The organism is Pseudomonas sp. AC247 (assembly GCF_979258015.1).
The window spans coordinates 6381644-6399495 of sequence record NZ_OZ409829.1 but is presented as its reverse complement, the minus strand read 5'-3'; the positions used below and the strand labels follow the sequence as shown (position 1 = coordinate 6399495).

The following is a 17852-nucleotide window of genomic DNA, read 5'->3' as shown; positions in this document are numbered from 1 at the left end:
CTCATCGCGAGCAGGCTCACTCCTACAGTTGACCGCATTTCCCTGTAGGAGTGAGCCTGCTCGCGATGGCGGCAACTCGCTTCCACAGGCAAATACCCAATAATCCGCGTCATCAATTCATCCTTCCAGCGCTGATCCTCACGCAACCCCAGCGACCGGCTCATTGCATTGCCCCCACATCAAACTCCAATGGTTTGGCGGGTTTCTGCCCTATTCCGTACCAATCCAGTTTGCGCGTCAGCACCATAAACACGCCGAGCAGACCGAACAGCAACAGCGAGCCCATCAGCAAGGCGTAATCCTCGGCGCTGAGCAATCCATAAAGCAGCCCATACAACGCCGCCAGCCCCGCCGAAAAACTCAAGCCATGGCGCACGCTGCGCAGCACATGGCAAACGTAAAACCCGATCAACAACACGCAACCACTGGCCGACAGCAGATACGCCAGGGCAAAGCCGATGTGCTCCGACAACGACAGCAACAACAGATAAAAGAATGCCAGCGCGACACCCACCAATGCGTACTGCACCGGGTGCACCGCCAGGCTTTTGAGCACTTCGAAGAGAAAGAAACCGGCGAACGTCAGAACGATGAACAGCAGCGCATATTTGATCGCCCGGTCACTCTTCAAGTACTGATCCACCGGATCGATAAAACTCACGCCGAAGCTGCGACCGTTGAACGCCGCGCAGTCATTGCTGGCCACGCAACGGCTCATCGCGTCCTGCAAGTTGGTGGAGAAGAACGTGGTCTGCCAGTCAGCGTTGAAGCCCTGATCATTGATCTCACGCTTCGCCGGCAGGAAGTTGCCGATGAAGCTTGGATGCGGCCAGTTGGCACTGAGGCTGACACTGCTGGTTTTGCCCACCGGCAGCACTTGCAATGAACCGGTGCCTTGCAGGCGCAGGTCGAACGCGAAGGCCAGTTCGGTGTTTTTGCTGGTGTCGAGCAGCGGCAACGTCACGCGCACGCCTTCGCCGAGCCAGCCAACCTGCGTGCCCGGCACAAAGTCCAGGCGCTGCCCTTCGAACTCCAGTTTCAGGGCATTTTCGATTCCGCGAATGTCGCTGATACCGACAGCGAGAAACGGCGCATCGAATCGATAGTCAGTGAAATCTTCCTTGATGCCCAATTGCGCCGGCAACGAGAAATGCCCGTCGATGCGATTGTCGGCATGGAACAACCGCGCCTCGTAAATACCCCGGGCGCGCAGTTCAGTCTGCACCTGGCCATCGAGTTCGAAACGTTCCGGCAGGAAATACAGACGCCCGCGCTCTTCGCGTGGATCGTCGTAGCGCTGATTGGTCTTGTCGTTGATCTTCCAGTTGTGAATCACTTTGCGATACGGCACCACCATCACCGGCCCGCTCAATTGTTGGCTGTAACTGGAGCTGCGGGCGATGTCTTCGAGTACGCCGTCACGCAGTTGCTGACGCTCGTCGATGACGCCATCGATCATCAGCAGGGGAATCAGCAACAGCAGGATCAGCAGGGCAATCGCCCCCAGTTTCAGTGCCAGACTTCGGTTCATAAGGTCGCTCCCTTGTTGGAATGGGGCGAGTCTGCGAGCGCTGTATGGTTTTGTGATGGAGGTTGTGTGGGATTTGCGTGGAAATACCTGTAAAAGGTTTTCCCCATTTACGGGGCAGTGCTCAGATAAAGGACGATCACGTTGCGCAACAACTCATTCGATTTGATCAGGCACCTGGCGGCGTTGATGGTGCTGGTCAGCCATCACTTTGCCCTGTCGGGCCTGGAAGAACCGGGCATTGCCGGTTACAACTCGCTGGGCGGTATCGCCGTGACGGCGTTCTTTTCGATTTCCGGCCTGCTGATCAGCCAAAGCTTTCTCAACGCGCGCACCTTTGCCGATTATCTGGGCAAGCGTGTGGCGCGCATTTTCCCGGCGTTGATCCTTTGCGCTTTTGTGATGACGTACCTCGCCGGGGCGGTGTTTGCCGACGGCTATGTCACGGGCTTCGGCGCCCTGCTCGACTTTCTGCGCATCTCGGTGTTCGGGCGGGCCACCATTGAACCGATCACCCAGGGATTTATTGTCAGCGAATCCTTCAACGGCAGCCTCTGGACGCTGAAGATCGAGTTCGGCTTTTACCTGTTGCTGGCGCTGGCATTGGGCATGTACAGACGGGCACTGCTGCCGTGGGTGTTGCTGGCTGCGTTTGGCGTGGCGACTTACGTTCTGGGCAATCACGTGCCTGGCGCGCTGGCGCAAAAGCTGGCGGTTTACAGCGCGGCCGGCATCGCGTTCTTTGCCGGCGCAGTGATTGCCTTCAACCAGCAATATTTGAGCGATCGCCGCGTGCTGGCAATCGCGCTGGTGACTGGGGCAGGCCTGATATTTTTCAGCGTCGGCACGCCGCTGGCCAGCGTGCTGGCGACCCTGGGTTTGTGCCTCGCGACCCTGAGCCTGGGCTTGCTGTACGTCGACAAAACCCTGCGCGGACGATTCGATATTTCCTACGGGATGTATCTGTACGCCTTCCCGGTGCAGCAACTGATCATCAACAAGACCTCACTGACGTTTATTCCGTCGATGCTCGTGTCGACCTTGATCGTGATTGTGCTGGCCACGATTTCGTGGCGCCTGGTCGAGCAGCCGGCGCTGCAGTTTGTCCATCGACGAAAGCGCGCACTGGCCGCCACACAGCCCTGACGTTACGGCAGGCTGAGCGTCACTTCGACGCCTCCGGGCACATTGCGCACAGCCAGCCGACCACCATGCAACTTGACCACTTCTTCAACGAAGTTAAGCCCCAGCCCGGTGCTTTTGCGGCCGCTGTCGGGACGGGGCAGTGAGTAAAAGCGTTCGGTCAGGCGCGGCAAGGCGTAATCGGGAATCGGTGCGGTTTCATTGAACAATCGAAACTCGATCTGTTCGCCAACCCGCTCGGCACTGAAACGCAACACACCCTGCTTCTGGGTGAAATCCAGTGCATTCTCCAGCAGATTGCCCAGCGCCTGACGCAGCAGAAACGGCTCGCCGATCAGCAACAGCTCCGCAGCAATCGTCTGCTCGACGCGCAATTGCTTGGCCTCGATCCGCGCGGCCTGGCCCTGCAACAGTGCGTCGACCAACACTGCCAACGGCACCGCCACTTGTTCTTCAAGACCCTGACGCTGTTCAACTTGCGCCAGGTTCAACAGGCGCTCGATCAACTGCTGCATCCGCGCACTTTCGCTATCGATGTTGCCGACGAAACGCAGGCGCTGCACGGGCGGCATTTCACCTTGCAGCAACTCGGCTGCGCCACGAATCGCCGCCAACGGGCTCTTCAATTCATGGGTCAGCGTGTGCACGTAGCGTTCGACGTAGGCCTTGCCCTCCAGTTGCGTGCGCATCTGTTCGACCGCCGTGGCCAGTTGCTCCAGCTCGCCGCCGCGATAGTGCGGCACTTCCACGCGCCGGCCTTCGCTCACGGCCTGGGCATAACCGGTCAGGCGATGCAGTGCGCGGCTCAGCCACCACGACAGCAACGCGCCAAACAACAGGCCGAGGCCGATCAGGCCGGCGCCATAAAACAGCAGGCGCCGTTCGGTGCGATCGACATAGGGCTGCAATGAGCTGTTGGGTTTGGCCACGGTGACCACGCCGATAATCTGGCCGTTGTCGCGGATCGGCGCGCCGACGTGCATCACCGATGAACTGGCATCATGCGGATCGCTGCGGGTCGAGCGTGCGCCGTATTCGCCGCGCAACGTCAGGTAGACGTCGTTCCAGCGCGAGTAATCCTGGCCGACCGCGACGCCGCTGGAATCGAGCACGACAATGCCTTTGGCGTCGGTCACGTAGATACGGTGGTTGACCTGATTTTTCGGCAAGCCCCAGATCGTCGCTTTCGGCTGGCGCTCGCCATAGGCACGCAGCAGTTCGGGCCAGCGATTTTCGCTGAGGGTCCCGGCCTTGAAATCGTCACGTAGTATTTCCGCCATGAGGTTCGCGGTGTCCACCAGAGTTTCTTCGGTGGACTGGCGCACGCCGGGGCGGATTTCTTCCATCACGGTGTTGAGCACGAAATAACCGGTCAGGCCGATAAACAGCACATACACCAGAAATATCCGCAGCCCCAGTGACATCAGCTGTGCCCCGGGCTGTAACTGTATCCGAGGCCACGGTGGGTCTGGATCGGCTCGGCCTCGGCACGCACCAGGCGTAGTTTGGCGCGCACGCTTTTGATGTGGCTGTCGATGCTGCGCTCGTAGCCGGCGTCGGCCGCCACGCCCAGCGCGTCGAGCAATTGCTCGCGGCTGAACACCCGTTCGGGTTGTTCGAGCAGGCATTGCAACAGGCGGAATTCGTGGCGAGTCAGGCTCAAGGGCTGGCCGCGATAGCTGATCTGTACGCGTTCAGGGTCGACGCGAAACAGCGCCGAAGCGACGTCCACCGGGGCTCGCGGCGCCATGCGTTTGAGGATCGCCTTGACCCGCGCCGCCACCTCGCGAGGACTGAACGGCTTGACCACATAGTCGTCGGCGCCGATCTCCAGTCCCACTACACGGTCGATCTCGGCATCGCGGGCGCTGAGAAACAGCACCGGCACTTCGCTGAAGCGCCGTAGCTGTTTACAGGTCTCGAAGCCGCTGATGTCCGGCAGGCCGATGTCGAGGATGATCAGATCGGCCGGCGTCTGCCGCTGATGTTCCAGCGCCGCCGCGCCGAGGCTCAGCCACGTGGTGCCGAACCCCTCGCCTTGCAGGGCGAAAATCAGCGTGTCGGCAATCGCCGCTTCGTCTTCGACAATCAAGATATGAGGCATGGCGTCCGAGCCCGTGGGTTAAGTGCGCGAACGGTGCCCCAAGCCTGACGTTACGTCAATGAGACCACTTAGCAGTCCGGCTTGTCGGCGGTGAAGCGCCGCGCCGGATTGACGGCTGCGCCGAACTCGCGCAAGGCTTTGGCACCGATCAGCAGCGGGTAGTTGAAGTTGCTGCGGTCGGTCAGGTTGACCTCAACGGTACGCTTGACGTTGCCCAGACACAGCTCCAGATCGACCACCGGACGCTTGGCGACTTCGGTGCTTTCGCCCTCGTCCTCTTCATCCGAGCGGCTCTTGATCTTGCTGATCCGCGCGACCTTGTGTTCGTAGACTTTGTTGCTGGCGTCTTTGGTGCCGAGGCGGAAACGCACCCAGTCGTCGCCATCACGGGTGAAGGTTTCGATGTCCTTGGCCGACAGCGAGGCGGTCAGCGCGCCGGTGTCCATCTTGGCCTTGAGCACTTCGCCGCCGATTTCCGGCAGCGCGATGTATTCGTAGCGCCCGTACAGGGTCGGCTCGGCGGCCATGACCGGCAGGGCGACGAGGGCAAACAGTGCAAGGAGGGATTTCACGTAAGGGGCTTCCTTGGGGAGTTGGGCAACGGGATTTTAGACCGTTGCCTTAGAAAACGTTCGGCTCAACCAGGATCAAAAGATCGCAGCCTTCGGCAGCTCCTACAGGGATCGGGTAGGAGCTGCCGAAGGCTGCGATCTTTTGATCTTAAGGGTTAAAAGGTGAAACATTCGTCAGCGTCGATTTGGCCTGTCGCGCGAAGCTGCTTATCATGACGCGCCCAACCCACGTCATAGAGTTGCTTATGCGCCGCCTGCTCACCGGCTGTTTCGTCACCCTGCTGCTGTTGCTCAACACCCTGATCCTGATCGGGCCGTTGCTGGTGTTTGCCCTGCTCAAACTGGTCGCGCCGGGCCGCTGGCGCGACTATGCGTCGGCGGCGGTGATGTGGATCGCCGAGACCTGGGCCGAAATCGACAAACTGATTTTCCGCCTGTGCATTCCCACCCAATGGGACATTCGCGGCGGCGAAGGCCTGCGCGGCGACACGTCTTATCTGGTGATCAGCAACCACCAATCGTGGGTCGACATTCCGGCGCTGATCCAGACGCTGAACCGGCGCACGCCGTTCTTCAAATTCTTCCTCAAGAAGGAACTGATCTGGGTACCGTTTCTGGGGCTGGCGTGGTGGGCGCTGGATTACCCGTTCATGAAGCGCTACACCAAGGCATTCCTGGCGAAGAACCCCGAGCTGGCGGGCAAAGATCTGGAAATCACCAAACAGGCCTGCGAGCTGTTCAAGCGCCAGCCGGTGACCGTGGTGAATTATCTGGAAGGCACGCGCTACACGGCGGCGAAAAGCGCCGAACAGCAATCACCGTTCAGCCACCTGCTCAAGCCCAAGGCCGGCGGCGTGGCATTTGTGTTGGCGGCGATGGGTGAACAACTGGACGCGATTCTCGACGTCACCGTGGTTTATCCACAGGCACAGATTCCGGGGTTCTGGGACTTGATCAGCGGCAACGTGCCGAGAGTCATCATCGACATCAAGACCCGCGAACTCGACCCGGCGCTGTGGCAGGGCGATTACGAAAACGATCCGGCGTTTCGCCAGACGGTCCAGAGCTGGGTCAACCAGCTCTGGAGCGAGAAGGATCAGCGCATCGCCGAACTGCGCAGCGAGCGCCGCTGAATCAGCTACCGGTGCCGGCGCCCCAGATGCTGCCCAGGCTTTGCAACAGCGGGCCGCCGACGCCTTGGTCACCCAAGTATTTGAGCAGCACCGGGGCAAACTGGCCGACCATGCCGCTGTCCATGCCCAAGGCACCGAAAGCATTGTTCAGGTCATTGGTGTCCTTGACGTTGCCCAGCGCGTTTTCCAGACCGGCGGACTTGCCGGACTGACCGAGCAACCCGCTCAACGCCGCCAGGTTACCGCTACCGCCCGACAGCTTGTCGATGCCCGGTACTTCCTTGGCCAACTGCGAATAATCGGTGCTGCTCAATTGGTTCTTGGCCAAGCCAAGCATGGCGCTGGTGCCGCCGACGGCTTGTTGCGGGGTAACGCCCAGGCCCGTGACGGCTTGCAGCAGACCGGCGGTTTCCGAAGTCGGCGCGGCGGCCGTGGCAGCGTTGCCGCCCTGCATGCCTGCAGCGGCCTTGGTCACATCGTCGAGGCTGAAACCGGCGAACACCGGGCTGGCCGCAAGGGTCATCAGCGAAGCCATTGCAATACCACGTGAAATCTTCATTCAGACATCCTCTTGCGCTGTGAAAACCACCCGTTGAACGAGCAGCGAAACTGCCGGTTTGACCGGTTATGCGCCGGCATGTTCCGGCGCGGCGCATCCATTTTCATCCGGCCTGCGTATATAAAACGTGAAATCCCGGACACCCTCGCGATGAATGGCACAACCGCTGTCGCTGAACTAGCCTGTGAACAGTCCGAGTCGCGCCCTCGTGCGTTCAGCCTTGCCTGGAGAGTCGTCATTTCCATCGCCGACACCGATCAGTTGCGACAGCTGTTGGCCCAGTGTTCACTGGGTGATCGTCGCGCCTTCGAAACCTTGTACCGCAGCGTCGGCCCACGCCTGCATGGCGTAGCCCTGCGCTTCATGGGTCGTGCGGATCTGGCCGAAGAAGTGCTGCAGGAAGCCTTCGTGCGCATCTGGAACAACGCCTCGCGCTACGACGCGCACCTGTCGGCACCGCTGACCTGGATGATCAACATCACCCGCAATCAGGCGATCGACCAGTTGCGCAAACACCGCGACCGCCCGTTGACCGATCTGGAACAGGACGCCCTGCCGGACGAAAGTCCCTCGGCCCATGATCAGTTGAGCAGCGCCCGTGAGGCCCGCGCCCTGAACCGCTGCCTGGAAACCCTCGACGGCATGCAGCGTCAGTCGATCACTGTGGCCTACTTTCAGGGATTGTCCTGCTCGGAACTGGCCGAACACCTGGCCACACCGCTGGGGACGGTGAAATCGTGGATCCGCCGTGGCATGGAACGCCTGCGTCGGTGCCTTGAATCATGAACTACCAGACCCCCGCCCTGCGCCGCGCCCTCGCCGCCGATTACGCCATCGGCCTGATGTCGGCGCCTGCGCGGCGACGGTTTGAACAATGGCTGCTGGATGACGCGGCGTTGCGTGCGGAAGTGGCGCAATGGCAGGAAACGCTGGCGAGCCTCACCGAATCGCTGCCGGAACATCCGCTGCCCGACCGCGTCTGGCACGGCATCACCGCGCGCATCGAACCGCAAGTGCTGCATGTTCCCGAGAAGCGGCCATTCTGGAACTGGCTACGCATTACCGCCGCGTTGTGTTCGCTCGTGGTGCTGGTGTTCCTCGGTTCGCTGTACAACCGCGATGATGCCCGCTATCACGCCACGCTGCTGACAGCCGATGCGCAACCGGCGCTGAAAGTGGAGGCGCATGCGGATTATCTGCAAGTAGAGCCGCTGACATTGGCGGCCGTCGCGCCTGATCGCAGCCTGGAACTGTGGGTGATTCCCGCCGACGGCAAACCGATCTCGCTGGGTGTGATCCCGGTGGGGGGCAAGGGTAAAGTCGAGTTGAGCGAGGCGCAGAGGGTGTTGATTGGTCAGCCGATTGCGCTGGCGGTGAGTCTTGAGCCTAAGGGTGGTTCGCCGACTGGGCAGCCGACTGGGCCGGTTCTGTATCAAGGGGCGCTGGCGGCTCTCTGAGTGCATAAAGTCAAAAGATCGCAGCCTTCGGCAGCTCCTACATGGATTGGTGTAGGAGCTGCCGAAGGCTGCGATCTTTTGATCTTAAAAAAAGGCGACCCGAAAGTCGCCCTCTCTTACTTACGCCGCACTAAACAACTTATGCGGATCAATCACAAACTTCTTCGGCACGCCCGCATCGAACTCGCCATAGCCTTCCGGCGCCTGATCCAGACTGATCACCTGCACACCCACCACTTCGGCGATATTGATGCGATCCCACATGATCGCCTGCATCAACTGGCGGTTGTACTTCATCACTGGGGTCTGGCCGGTGTGGAAGCTGTGGGATTTCGCCCAGCCCAGACCGAAGCGAATGCTCAGGCTGCCCATTTTTGCGGCGGCATCCACAGCCCCCGGATCTTCGGTCACGTACAGGCCAGGAATACCGATTTTGCCCGCTACGCGCACCACGCCCATCAGCGAGTTGAGCACGGTGGCCGGGGCTTCCGATTTCGCGCCGTCGTGGCCATGACCGCGTGCTTCGAAGCCGACGCAGTCCACCGCGCAGTCGACTTCCGGCTCGCCGAGCAGCGCGGCGATCTGTTCGTGCAGCGGTGCATCTTTCGACAGGTCGACGATTTCAAAACCTTGCGCCTTGGCGTGGGCCAAACGGATGGTGTTGACGTCGCCGATGATCACCACCGCAGCACCGAGCAGACGTGCAGACGCGGCAGCGGCCAGACCGACCGGGCCAGCGCCGGCAATGTACACGGTACTGCCCGGGCCAACGCCCGCCGTGACCGCGCCGTGGTAACCGGTCGGGAGGATGTCGGAGAGGCAGGTCAGGTCGCGGATTTTCTCCATGGCCTTGTCGCGGTCCGGCAGTTTCAGCAGGTTGAAGTCGGCGTAGGGCACCAGCACGTACTCGGCCTGGCCACCGGTCCAGTCGCCCATGTCGACATAACCGTAAGCGCCGCCGGCACGGGCCGGGTTGACGGTCAGGCAGACGCCGGTGTGTTGCTCCTTGCAGGAACGGCAGCGCCCGCAAGCGACGTTGAACGGTACCGAGACCAGATCACCGATTTTCAGGTTTTCGACGTCGGAGCCTTTTTCGATCACCTCGCCGGTGATCTCGTGGCCCAGCACCAGACCGGTCTGCGCCGTGGTACGGCCGCGCACCATGTGTTGGTCGGAGCCGCAGATGTTGGTGGAAACCACTTTGAGAATGACCCCGTGCTCGATCTTGCGACCGCGCGGGTCCTGCATTTTCGGATAGTCGATTTTCTGCACTTCGACCTTGCCCGCGCCGAGATACACCACACCACGATTGCCAGACATGCTTTCACCTCGCTGTTGTTTTTATGGAACCGCGTTGCCCAGGCAGGCAGCGCGTTAAATGCTCGGTAAATCAAAAGATCGCAGCCTTCGGCAGCTCCTACATGAATCGCACCCTCCTGTAGGAGCTGCCGAAGGCTGCGATCTTTTAGCGATCTAGAGAACGACCGTACGATTGGCGTTCAAAAACACTCTTCTTTCGATGTGATATCCAACCGCCCTCGCCAACGTCAGGCCTTCAATATCGCGCCCCTTGGCAATCAGATCCTCAGGGTAATGACTGTGATCCACCGCCTCGACGCCCTGGGCAATGATCGGCCCTTCATCCAGATCGTTATTGATGTAATGCGCCGTCGCGCCAACCAGTTTCACGCCTTTGTTGTAGGCCTGGTGATACGGCTTGGCGCCCTTGAAACCGGGCAGCAACGAGTGATGAATGTTGATCGCCTTGCCATCGAGCTTGCGGCACAACTCCGGCGACAGCACCTGCATGTAGCGGGCGAGGATGACCAGTTCAGCGCCGGACTCTTCGATCACCTGCCACACCTGACGCTCCTGCGACGGCTTGTCGTTGGGGTCGAGGGGGAAATGGTAGTAGGGAATCTGGTGCCAGTCGGCCAGTGGTTTCAAATCCGGATGGTTGGAGACCACCGCCGCGACGTCCATCGACAACTGGCCGATGCGCTGGCGATAAAGCAAATCGTTGAGGCAGTGATCGGCCTTGGAGACCATGATCACCACTTTTGGCCGGTAGTTCGGCGCGGTCAGCTCGAAGATCATGCCAAAGGCCTGGCCACGTTCAGCGAGACCGGCGCGGAAGGATTGCTCGTCGAAGCCGTCAGGCTGACGGAATTCCACGCGGATGAAAAAACGCCCGGAGAGGCGGTCATCGAACGAATGGTGCTCGGTGACGTAGCAACCCTGCTCGAACAGAAAACGCGTGACCGCGTCCACGGTGCCGAGGACGCTGGGGCAGTCGGCGGTCAGAATCCATGTGTCTGGGGCGCGGCTCATGGTGCGGTGACTCCTGTTACAACAACGGTTAGCAGAGTGAACTCTGAACTGGGCTGACCTGTGCTGAACTGCTTTTGTGGCGAGGGGATTTATCCCCGATGAGTGGCGAAGCCGCCCCAAAATCAATCACCGCGGTTTATCAGGTAGATCGTATTCACAGGTTTTGCAACTGCTTCGCAGCCGAACGGGGATAAATCCCCTCGCCACAGAAGCAGGCACGATAGCCATTCAGTGTCAGGCCTGGACGCTGAGGCCGTACTCGGCCGATGCATCCTGCAACCACAACCACCAGTAATCCGAAAAGCTGCGACGAATCAGCAATTCCCAGGTGTCTTCAGCGGTATGGCGAATCATCAGCTGCGACTTGGCGAACACCGTGCCGACCGCTTTACCCACCGGAAAGTTATTCGGATGCACGTCATAACTGGTCGACTTCATCAGCACCTGACGCACGTTCGGCCCGCTCAGTTCGAGCACTTGCTGGCCGCCGCTGACGTTGACGATCGCAACGTGCAGATCGCCCAGTGCTTCACGCAGTTTCTGTTCGGCGGCGAACTCTTCACCGCTAGGCACGATCAGCAGCCACTCGTCCGGGCCCATCCATTGCAGGCTGGTTTCGCCTTTGACGATAACGCTCAGCGCGCCGGGCAGTTCGATGCCCAAGGCCTTGTGCACACCGGCGGCGAACGCGGCATCGTGGCCATCGCCACGGATGGTCAGGTGACCGAGGAGTTTCTTTTCACGCACGATCACGCCGGCGTTCTTGCGGCCCTTGCCGACTAGGCTGGCGAGGTCGGCATGGTGCAGCGACGACTCGGCCTTGGCCCCGGTGGTCGGGCGTTGTTGGTAAACATTGGCTGTGGTCATAAAGCACCTTCCTGAATTCTTGATCGTTCCCACGCTCTGCGTGGGAATGCCGCCATGGACGCTCTGCGTCCGCTCTTGGGACGCAGAGCGTCCCGGGATGCATTCCCACGCGGAGCGTGGGAACGATCAATGTCAGATGTTCTGGCGATCCCCCTTCGGATCGAAGAACACCGAAGACACGATTTCCGCCTCGATCACGCTGCCATCGGCCAGCGGTGCAAACACCCGCTCACCGAGGCGCTTCAGACCGCCCTTGACCACACCCATGGCAAACGAATAGCCGAGGGAGTTGTGCGCGTAACTGGAAGTCACGTGGCCGACCATGGTCATCGGAATCGCCTGTTTGGTGTTGAACACCAGTTGCGCACCTTCCGGCAGCCACACGTTCGGGTCGATCGGCTTCAGACCGACCAGTTGCTTACGCTGATCCTTCACGCAGTCTTCACGGTTCATGCCACGCTGGCCGATCCACGAAAACGGTTTGGTGCGACCGACGCACCAGCCCATGTTCAAGTCGTCCGGGGTCATCGAGCCGTCAGTGTCCTGACCAACGATGATGAAACCCTTCTCGGCGCGCAGGACGTGCATGGTTTCAGTGCCGTACGGGGTCAGGTTGTACTGCTTGCCGGCCTCGACGATTTTCTCCAGCACGCCCATCGCATAGTCGGCCTGGACGTTGACTTCGTACGACAGTTCACCGGTGAACGAGATACGGAACACCCGCGCCGGCACGTCGCCGACCAGACCTTCTTTCCAGGTCATGAACGGGAACGCTTCGTTGCTCAGATCAATGTCGGTCACGGCGCTGAGCAGCTTGCGGCTGTTCGGCCCCGACAGGGTCATGGTCGCCCAGTGGTCGGTGACGGACGTGAAGTAGACCTTCATGTCCGGCCATTCGGTCTGGTGGTACAGCTCCAGCCATTGCAGCACGCGCGCCGCGCCGCCAGTGGTGGTGGTCATGACGAAATGGTTGTCGGCCAGACACGCCGTGACACCGTCGTCGAAGACCATGCCGTCTTCTTTGCACATCAAACCGTAGCGAGCCTTGCCCACGTCGAGCTTGGTCCAGGCGTTGGTGTACACGCGGTTGAGGAACTCGCGGGCATCCGGACCCTGGATGTCGATCTTGCCGAGGGTCGAGGCGTCGAGCAGGCCGACGCTGTCGCGCACGGCTTTGCATTCGCGCTTCACCGCTGCATGCAGGTCTTCACCGTTTTTCGGGAAGTACCATGGACGTTTCCACTGACCGACGTCTTCAAACTCGGCGCCGTTCTTCACGTGCCAGGCATGCAGGGCGGTGTGACGCACCGGTTCGAAGATGTGCCCACAGTGACGACCGGCCACGGCGCCAAAAGTCACCGGCGTGTAGTTCGGACGGAACATCGTGGTGCCCATCTGCGGGATGGTCACGTTCAGCGAACGTGCCGCGATGGCCAGACCGTTGACGTTGCCGAGCTTGCCCTGATCGGTGCCGAAGCCCAGCGCGGTATAGCGTTTGACGTGTTCGACCGACTCGAAACCTTCACGAGTTGCCAGCTCAATGGCAGCAGCGGTCACGTCGTTTTGCAGGTCGACGAATTGCTTCGGCGCCCGTGCGGTGTTCTTTTCATGCGGCACCTGGAACAGCGCCAGCGTCGGTTCTTCGTGACGGCTCAGGGCTTTCGGCAGCACGCCTTCGACAGTCTGGAAACCGGCTTCAGCGGCAGCGCGCACGCCACCTTCAAAACCGTCAGCCAGCGAATCGCCGAGACCGTAAACACCGTTGATGCCACCGACGCACACGCGTTTCTGCGGTGCTTCGCCCGGTACGAAACCGAGGATGTCTTCGCGCCAGGTCGGCTTGCCACCGAGGTGCGAAGCCAGGTGGACGACCGGGCTGTAACCGCCGGAACTGGCAACCACATCGCAGTCGAGCCACTCGCCAGGACTGGTCACGGCGTGCGCTTTGACATCGATCGCGGCAACGCGGGCAGCGGTGACGCGTTTGCTGCCACGGGCCTCGATCACGGCGCTGCCAGTGAGAATCCGAATACCTTTGGCACGGGCTTCTTCTACCAATGCACCACGCGGATTGCTGCGCGCATCGGCGATGGCCACCACTTGCAGGCTGGCGTCGAGCCAATCCAGAGCAACGCGGTAGGCGTGATCGTTGTTGGTGCTGAGGACAAGCTTCTTGCCCGGTGCTACGCCATAACGGCGTACGTAAGTCGACACCGCACCGGCCAGCATGTTGCCCGGCACATCGTTGTTGCCGTAGACCAGCGGACGCTCGCAAGCACCGGTCGCCAGCACCACTCGCTTGGCGCGGACACGGTGAATACGCTGACGCACCTGACCAATCGGCGCACGGTCACCGAGGTGATCGGTGAGACGTTCGTGAATGGTCAGGAAGTTGTGGTCGTGGTAACCGTTGACCGTGGCGCGCGGCAACAGCAGCACGTCCGGGGTGTTCTTCAATTCGGTGATGACACTGGCGACCCAGTCCATCGCCGGTTTGCCGTCGAGACTTTCGCGCGAGTCGAGCAGGCTGCCGCCGAACTCTTCCTGCTCGTCCGCCAGAATCACTCGGGCACCGCTGCGCGCCGCCGCCAGTGCAGCGGCGAGACCGGCCGGGCCAGCGCCGACGATCAGCACGTCGCAGTGCTGGTTCATGTAGTCGTAAGTGTCCGGATCGACTTCGGTCGGCGAACGGCCCAGACCGGCAGCCTTGCGAATGTACTTCTCGTAGGTCATCCAGAACGACTGCGGATACATGAAGGTTTTGTAGTAGAAACCCGGCGGCATCAGCTTGCCGCCGACCTTGCCGAGAATGCCCATCATGTCGTTGTTGACGCTCGGCCAGCCGTTGGTGCTGGTGGCCACCAGACCTTGATACAGCGCCTGCTGCGTGGCGCGCACGTTGGGGATTTGTGTAGCTTCGGTAGCGCCGATCTGCAGCACCGCATTCGGCTCTTCGGCACCGGCGGCGAAGATGCCGCGCGGACGCGAATACTTGAAGCTGCGGCCAATGATGTCGACGCCGTTGGCGATCAGCGCGGCGGCCAGCGAGTCACCCTCGAAGCCTTTGTAGCTCTGACCGTTGAAGGTGAAGCTCAGCACTTTGTTGCGGTCGATCCGTCCACCGTTGGACAGGCGATTGGTCTGGCTCATACCTTCTCTCCCAGCGCCGTCGTGGCTGTTTTCGCCGTATCAGCCTTGTCGGTGAATTGCGGCTTGGTGCCGATCTTGTAGGTTTCGAGAATCTCGTAGGTCACGGTGTCGCGGGTGACGTTGAAGTACTGGCGGCAACCGGCGACGTGATCCCACAACTCGTGGTGCAGACCGCGCGGGTTATCGCGGAAGAACATGTAGTCGCCCCACTCCTCGTCGGTGCAGGCGCCAGGGTCGAGCGGACGCGGAATGTGCGCCTGGCCGGATGCGTGGAATTCCTCTTCGGAGCGCAGTTCGCCGCAGTGAGGACAGAAGATATGCAACATGGGGATTTCTCCTGTTAGTGGGCAACCGCAGCAGCGCCATGTTCATCGATCAACGCACCGTTGTGGAAACGGTCGATGGAGAAAGGTGCGGCCAACGGGTGCATTTCACCCTTGGCCAGACTCGCGGCAAACACGTTGCCCGAGCCAGGAGTTGCCTTGAAGCCACCGGTGCCCCAACCGCAGTTGAAGAACATGTTCGGTACCGAGGTTTTCGAAATGATCGGGCACGCGTCCGGCGTGGTGTCGACGATGCCGCCCCACTGACGGTTCATGCGTACGCGCGACAACACCGGGAACATCTCGACGATAGCCTGAATGGTGTGCTCGATCACCGGGTACGAACCGCGCTGGCCGTAGCCGTTGTAGCCGTCGATACCGGCGCCGATCACCAGGTCGCCCTTGTCGGACTGGCTGATGTAACCGTGCACGGCGTTGGACATGATCACGCTGTCGATAATCGGCTTGATCGGCTCGGACACCAGCGCTTGCAGCGGGTGGGATTCGATCGGCAGACGGAAACCGGCGAGCTTGGCCATGTGCCCGGAGTTACCGGCCGTGACCACGCCGACGCGCTTGGCACCGATGAAACCCTTGTTGGTTTCAACACCGATGCACACGCCGTTTTCCTTGCGGAAACCGATCACTTCGGTCTGCTGAATCAAGTCCACGCCCAAGGCATCAGCGGCACGGGCAAAGCCCCAGGCCACGGCATCGTGACGGGCGACGCCACCGCGGCGCTGAACGGTCGCGCCCATCACCGGGTAGCGGGTGTTTTTCGAGCAGTCGAGGTACGGAATCTCGTCAGCCACTTGCTTGGCGTTGAGCAGTTCGCCATCGACGCCGTTGAGGCGGTTGGCGCTGACCCGACGCTCGGAATCACGAATGTCCTGCAGGGTGTGGCACAGGTTGTAGACGCCACGCTGGGAGAACATCACGTTGTAGTTGAGGTCCTGCGACAGGCCTTCCCACAATTTCATCGCGTGTTCGTAAAGATGCGCCGACTCGTCCCACAGGTAGTTGGAGCGCACGATGGTGGTGTTGCGCGCAGTGTTACCGCCGCCCAGCCAGCCCTTCTCGACCACGGCGACGTTGGTGATGCCGTGTTCTTTCGCCAGATAGTAGGCAGTCGCCAGACCGTGCCCGCCGCCGCCGACGATGACCACGTCGTAGACCTTTTTCGGCGTCGGCGTGCGCCACATGCGCTGCCAGTTTTCGTGGTGGCTGAGGGAGTGTTTGAAGAGGCCGAAGCCCGAATAGCGTTGCATAGTCAGTTACTCCAGAACACTCAGCGATAAACCGGGAAGTCTGCGCACAGGGCCGACACTTGCTGGGCAACATTGGCCTCGACGTCGGCATCACCGAGGTTGTCGAGAATGTCGCAGATCCAGCCAGCCAACACTTCGCACTGGGTCACCTTGAAGCCACGAGTAGTGACCGCCGGGGTGCCGATGCGCAGGCCCGAGGTCACGAACGGCGATTGCGGGTCATTCGGCACGGCGTTCTTGTTGACGGTGATGTGCGCACGGCCGAGGGCGGCGTCGGCGTCTTTGCCGGTCAGGCCCTGACGGATCAGGCTGACCAGGAACAAATGGTTGTCAGTACCGCCGGACACTACATCGTAGCCACGTTTGATAAATACGCTGGCCATCGCCTGAGCGTTGTCGATCACTTGTTGCTGATAGGCCTTGAAGCCTGGCTCCAGCGCTTCCTTGAAGCACACCGCTTTACCGGCGATGACGTGCATCAGCGGGCCGCCCTGAGCGCCGGGGAATACGGCGGCGTTGAGCTTCTTCTCGATCTCTTCGTTGGACTTGGCCAGGATCAAGCCGCCACGTGGACCGCGCAGGGTTTTGTGCGTGGTGGTGGTGACCACGTCGGCGTACGGCAGCGGGTTCGGGTACAGACCGGCGGCGACCAGACCGGCGACGTGGGCCATGTCGACGAAGAGCAGCGCGCCGACCTTGTCAGCGATCTGGCGGAAGCGTGGGAAGTCGAGGGTCTTCGAGTAAGCGGAAAAACCGGCGACGATCATTTTCGGCTTGGATTCGACGGCGAGACGCTCGACTTCGTCGTAATCGATCAGCCCGGTGTCGGTGTTGATGCCGTACTGCACAGCGTTGTAGAGCTTGCCCGAGGACGACACTTTCGCGCCGTGGGTCAGGTGACCGCCGTGGGCCAGGCTCATGCCGAGGATGGTGTCGCCCGGCTGGATCAGCGCCAGGTAAACAGCGCTGTTGGCCGAGGAACCGGAGTGTGGCTGGACGTTAGCGTAATCGGCGCCGAACAGTTGTTTGGCGCGTTCGATGGCCAGTGCTTCGACTTTATCGACGTGCTCGCAGCCACCGTAGTAGCGCTTGCCCGGATAGCCTTCGGCGTATTTGTTGGTCAGGCCGCTGCCTTGCGCTTCCATCACGCGTTTGCTGGTGTAGTTCTCCGACGCGATCAGCTCGATGTGATCTTCCTGACGTTGCTCCTCGGCATTCATCGCCGCCAGCAGTGCATCGTCGTAACCCTGGATCTGGTCTTGCTTGCTGAACATCGCGTCTCTCCCAGCGGCATCTGTGCGCCATTCGTCTCGGTAAGGCACTGGCAATCACGGCAGTGCCCTTTGATGCCGATGGTATGACCGGCGCAGACAGCTCAAATGCCTGCGGACGCCACGCAAAGGTGCGTTTACGACAT

The 17852-nt window shown here is 60.8% G+C and carries 16 protein-coding genes; 4 read left to right on the top strand and 12 right to left on the bottom strand.

From position 1 onward, the window contains the following. Positions 1 to 160: 160 nt before the first annotated feature. Positions 161 to 1531: a cell envelope integrity protein CreD gene (creD, locus tag ACZZ0B_RS28990; protein WP_463546822.1), complete on the bottom strand. Its 1371-nt coding sequence runs from the start codon at positions 1529 to 1531 to the stop codon at positions 161 to 163. Positions 1532 to 1672: 141 nt separating this feature from the next. Here creD and ACZZ0B_RS28985 point away from each other — a divergent pair, with 141 nt between their 5' ends. Beyond that, entirely contained in the window at positions 1673 to 2674 is a 1002-nt protein-coding gene (locus ACZZ0B_RS28985) for an acyltransferase family protein (RefSeq protein ID WP_463546821.1), read from the top strand. Positions 2675 to 2676: 2 nt separating this feature from the next. Here the strand turns inward: ACZZ0B_RS28985 and creC are convergent, their stop codons facing one another. The 3 genes from creC to rloA2 all read right to left on the bottom strand — a co-directional run bounded on the left by creC (position 2677) and on the right by rloA2 (position 5347). After that, positions 2677 to 4095 (bottom strand): two-component system sensor histidine kinase CreC, encoded by a 1419-nt coding sequence (creC, locus tag ACZZ0B_RS28980; protein ID WP_463546820.1) that lies wholly within the window; start codon positions 4093 to 4095, stop codon positions 2677 to 2679. Next, positions 4095 to 4775 carry a two-component system response regulator CreB gene (gene creB, locus ACZZ0B_RS28975; protein ID WP_440095868.1) on the bottom strand — a complete coding sequence of 227 codons (681 nt, stop codon included), beginning with the start codon at positions 4773 to 4775 and terminating at the stop codon, positions 4095 to 4097. The genes creC and creB overlap by 1 nt, the downstream gene beginning before the upstream one ends. A 68-nt stretch (positions 4776 to 4843) precedes the next feature. Beyond that, on the bottom strand, positions 4844 to 5347 hold the full coding sequence (gene rloA2, locus ACZZ0B_RS28970) for a retropepsin-like aspartic peptidase RloA2 (RefSeq protein ID WP_008078089.1): 504 nt from the start codon (positions 5345 to 5347) through the stop codon (positions 4844 to 4846). Positions 5348 to 5592: 245 nt separating this feature from the next. On the opposite strand from rloA2, the gene ACZZ0B_RS28965 reads away from it, so the two are divergent. Beyond that, on the top strand, positions 5593 to 6480 hold the full coding sequence (locus ACZZ0B_RS28965) for an acyltransferase (protein ID WP_463546819.1): 888 nt from the start codon (positions 5593 to 5595) through the stop codon (positions 6478 to 6480). A 1-nt stretch (position 6481) separates the two neighbouring features. Here the strand turns inward: ACZZ0B_RS28965 and ACZZ0B_RS28960 are convergent, their stop codons facing one another. Beyond that, a complete protein-coding gene (locus ACZZ0B_RS28960; protein ID WP_008078091.1) occupies positions 6482 to 7039 on the bottom strand; it encodes a DUF2780 domain-containing protein in 558 nt (185 codons plus the stop codon). 150 nt (positions 7040 to 7189) lie between these two features. Here ACZZ0B_RS28960 and ACZZ0B_RS28955 point away from each other — a divergent pair, with 150 nt between their 5' ends. Together ACZZ0B_RS28955 and ACZZ0B_RS28950 are read left to right on the top strand one after the other, a co-directional pair. Beyond that, the gene (locus ACZZ0B_RS28955) at positions 7190 to 7825 is read left to right on the top strand and encodes an RNA polymerase sigma factor (protein WP_440095871.1); all 636 of its coding nucleotides are present in this window, start codon (positions 7190 to 7192) and stop codon (positions 7823 to 7825) included. Next, entirely contained in the window at positions 7822 to 8496 is a 675-nt protein-coding gene (locus ACZZ0B_RS28950) for an anti-sigma factor (RefSeq protein ID WP_463546818.1), read from the top strand. The genes ACZZ0B_RS28955 and ACZZ0B_RS28950 overlap by 4 nt, the downstream gene beginning before the upstream one ends. Positions 8497 to 8616: 120 nt before the next feature. Here ACZZ0B_RS28950 and fdhA read toward each other — a convergent pair whose 3' ends face one another. The 7 genes from fdhA to ACZZ0B_RS28915 form a co-directional block, all read right to left on the bottom strand. Then, on the bottom strand, positions 8617 to 9816 hold the full coding sequence (fdhA, locus tag ACZZ0B_RS28945) for a formaldehyde dehydrogenase, glutathione-independent (protein WP_008086916.1): 1200 nt from the start codon (positions 9814 to 9816) through the stop codon (positions 8617 to 8619). A gap of 153 nt (positions 9817 to 9969) precedes the next feature. After that, on the bottom strand, positions 9970 to 10827 hold the full coding sequence (gene purU / locus ACZZ0B_RS28940) for a formyltetrahydrofolate deformylase (protein ID WP_008086918.1): 858 nt from the start codon (positions 10825 to 10827) through the stop codon (positions 9970 to 9972). Positions 10828 to 11061: 234 nt separating this feature from the next. Continuing rightward, entirely contained in the window at positions 11062 to 11694 is a 633-nt protein-coding gene (locus ACZZ0B_RS28935) for a sarcosine oxidase subunit gamma (RefSeq protein ID WP_053124537.1), read from the bottom strand. A gap of 132 nt (positions 11695 to 11826) precedes the next feature. Then, positions 11827 to 14844, bottom strand: coding sequence for a sarcosine oxidase subunit alpha (locus ACZZ0B_RS28930; RefSeq protein ID WP_160042124.1), 3018 nt, complete (start codon positions 14842 to 14844; stop codon positions 11827 to 11829). Further along, on the bottom strand, positions 14841 to 15170 hold the full coding sequence (locus tag ACZZ0B_RS28925; protein WP_016986286.1) for a sarcosine oxidase subunit delta: 330 nt from the start codon (positions 15168 to 15170) through the stop codon (positions 14841 to 14843). The genes ACZZ0B_RS28930 and ACZZ0B_RS28925 overlap by 4 nt, the downstream gene beginning before the upstream one ends. Positions 15171 to 15184: 14 nt before the next feature. Continuing rightward, positions 15185 to 16435: a sarcosine oxidase subunit beta gene (locus ACZZ0B_RS28920; protein ID WP_463546817.1), complete on the bottom strand. Its 1251-nt coding sequence runs from the start codon at positions 16433 to 16435 to the stop codon at positions 15185 to 15187. Between the two features lie 20 nt (positions 16436 to 16455). Further along, entirely contained in the window at positions 16456 to 17709 is a 1254-nt protein-coding gene (locus ACZZ0B_RS28915) for a serine hydroxymethyltransferase (RefSeq protein WP_008086924.1), read from the bottom strand. Between the last annotated feature and the right edge of the window lie 143 nt (positions 17710 to 17852).

Bases quoted from the DNA above. Each gene is read 5' to 3' on its own strand.
- creD (WP_463546822.1), bottom strand. From the start codon at position 1,531: ATGAACCGAAGTCTGGCACTGAAACTGGGGGCGATTGCCCTGCTGATC.
- creC (WP_463546820.1), bottom strand. From the start codon at position 4,095: ATGTCACTGGGGCTGCGGATATTTCTGGTGTATGTGCTGTTTATCGGC.
- creB (WP_440095868.1), bottom strand. From the start codon at position 4,775: ATGCCTCATATCTTGATTGTCGAAGACGAAGCGGCGATTGCCGACACG.
- ACZZ0B_RS28965 (WP_463546819.1), top strand. From the start codon at position 5,593: ATGCGCCGCCTGCTCACCGGCTGTTTCGTCACCCTGCTGCTGTTGCTC.
- ACZZ0B_RS28960 (WP_008078091.1), bottom strand. From the start codon at position 7,039: ATGAAGATTTCACGTGGTATTGCAATGGCTTCGCTGATGACCCTTGCG.
- ACZZ0B_RS28955 (WP_440095871.1), top strand. From the start codon at position 7,190: ATGAATGGCACAACCGCTGTCGCTGAACTAGCCTGTGAACAGTCCGAG.
- ACZZ0B_RS28950 (WP_463546818.1), top strand. From the start codon at position 7,822: ATGAACTACCAGACCCCCGCCCTGCGCCGCGCCCTCGCCGCCGATTAC.
- fdhA (WP_008086916.1), bottom strand. From the start codon at position 9,816: ATGTCTGGCAATCGTGGTGTGGTGTATCTCGGCGCGGGCAAGGTCGAA.
- purU (WP_008086918.1), bottom strand. From the start codon at position 10,827: ATGAGCCGCGCCCCAGACACATGGATTCTGACCGCCGACTGCCCCAGC.
- ACZZ0B_RS28935 (WP_053124537.1), bottom strand. From the start codon at position 11,694: ATGACCACAGCCAATGTTTACCAACAACGCCCGACCACCGGGGCCAAG.
- ACZZ0B_RS28930 (WP_160042124.1), bottom strand. From the start codon at position 14,844: ATGAGCCAGACCAATCGCCTGTCCAACGGTGGACGGATCGACCGCAAC.
- ACZZ0B_RS28925 (WP_016986286.1), bottom strand. From the start codon at position 15,170: ATGTTGCATATCTTCTGTCCTCACTGCGGCGAACTGCGCTCCGAAGAG.
- ACZZ0B_RS28920 (WP_463546817.1), bottom strand. From the start codon at position 16,435: ATGCAACGCTATTCGGGCTTCGGCCTCTTCAAACACTCCCTCAGCCAC.
- ACZZ0B_RS28915 (WP_008086924.1), bottom strand. From the start codon at position 17,709: ATGTTCAGCAAGCAAGACCAGATCCAGGGTTACGACGATGCACTGCTG.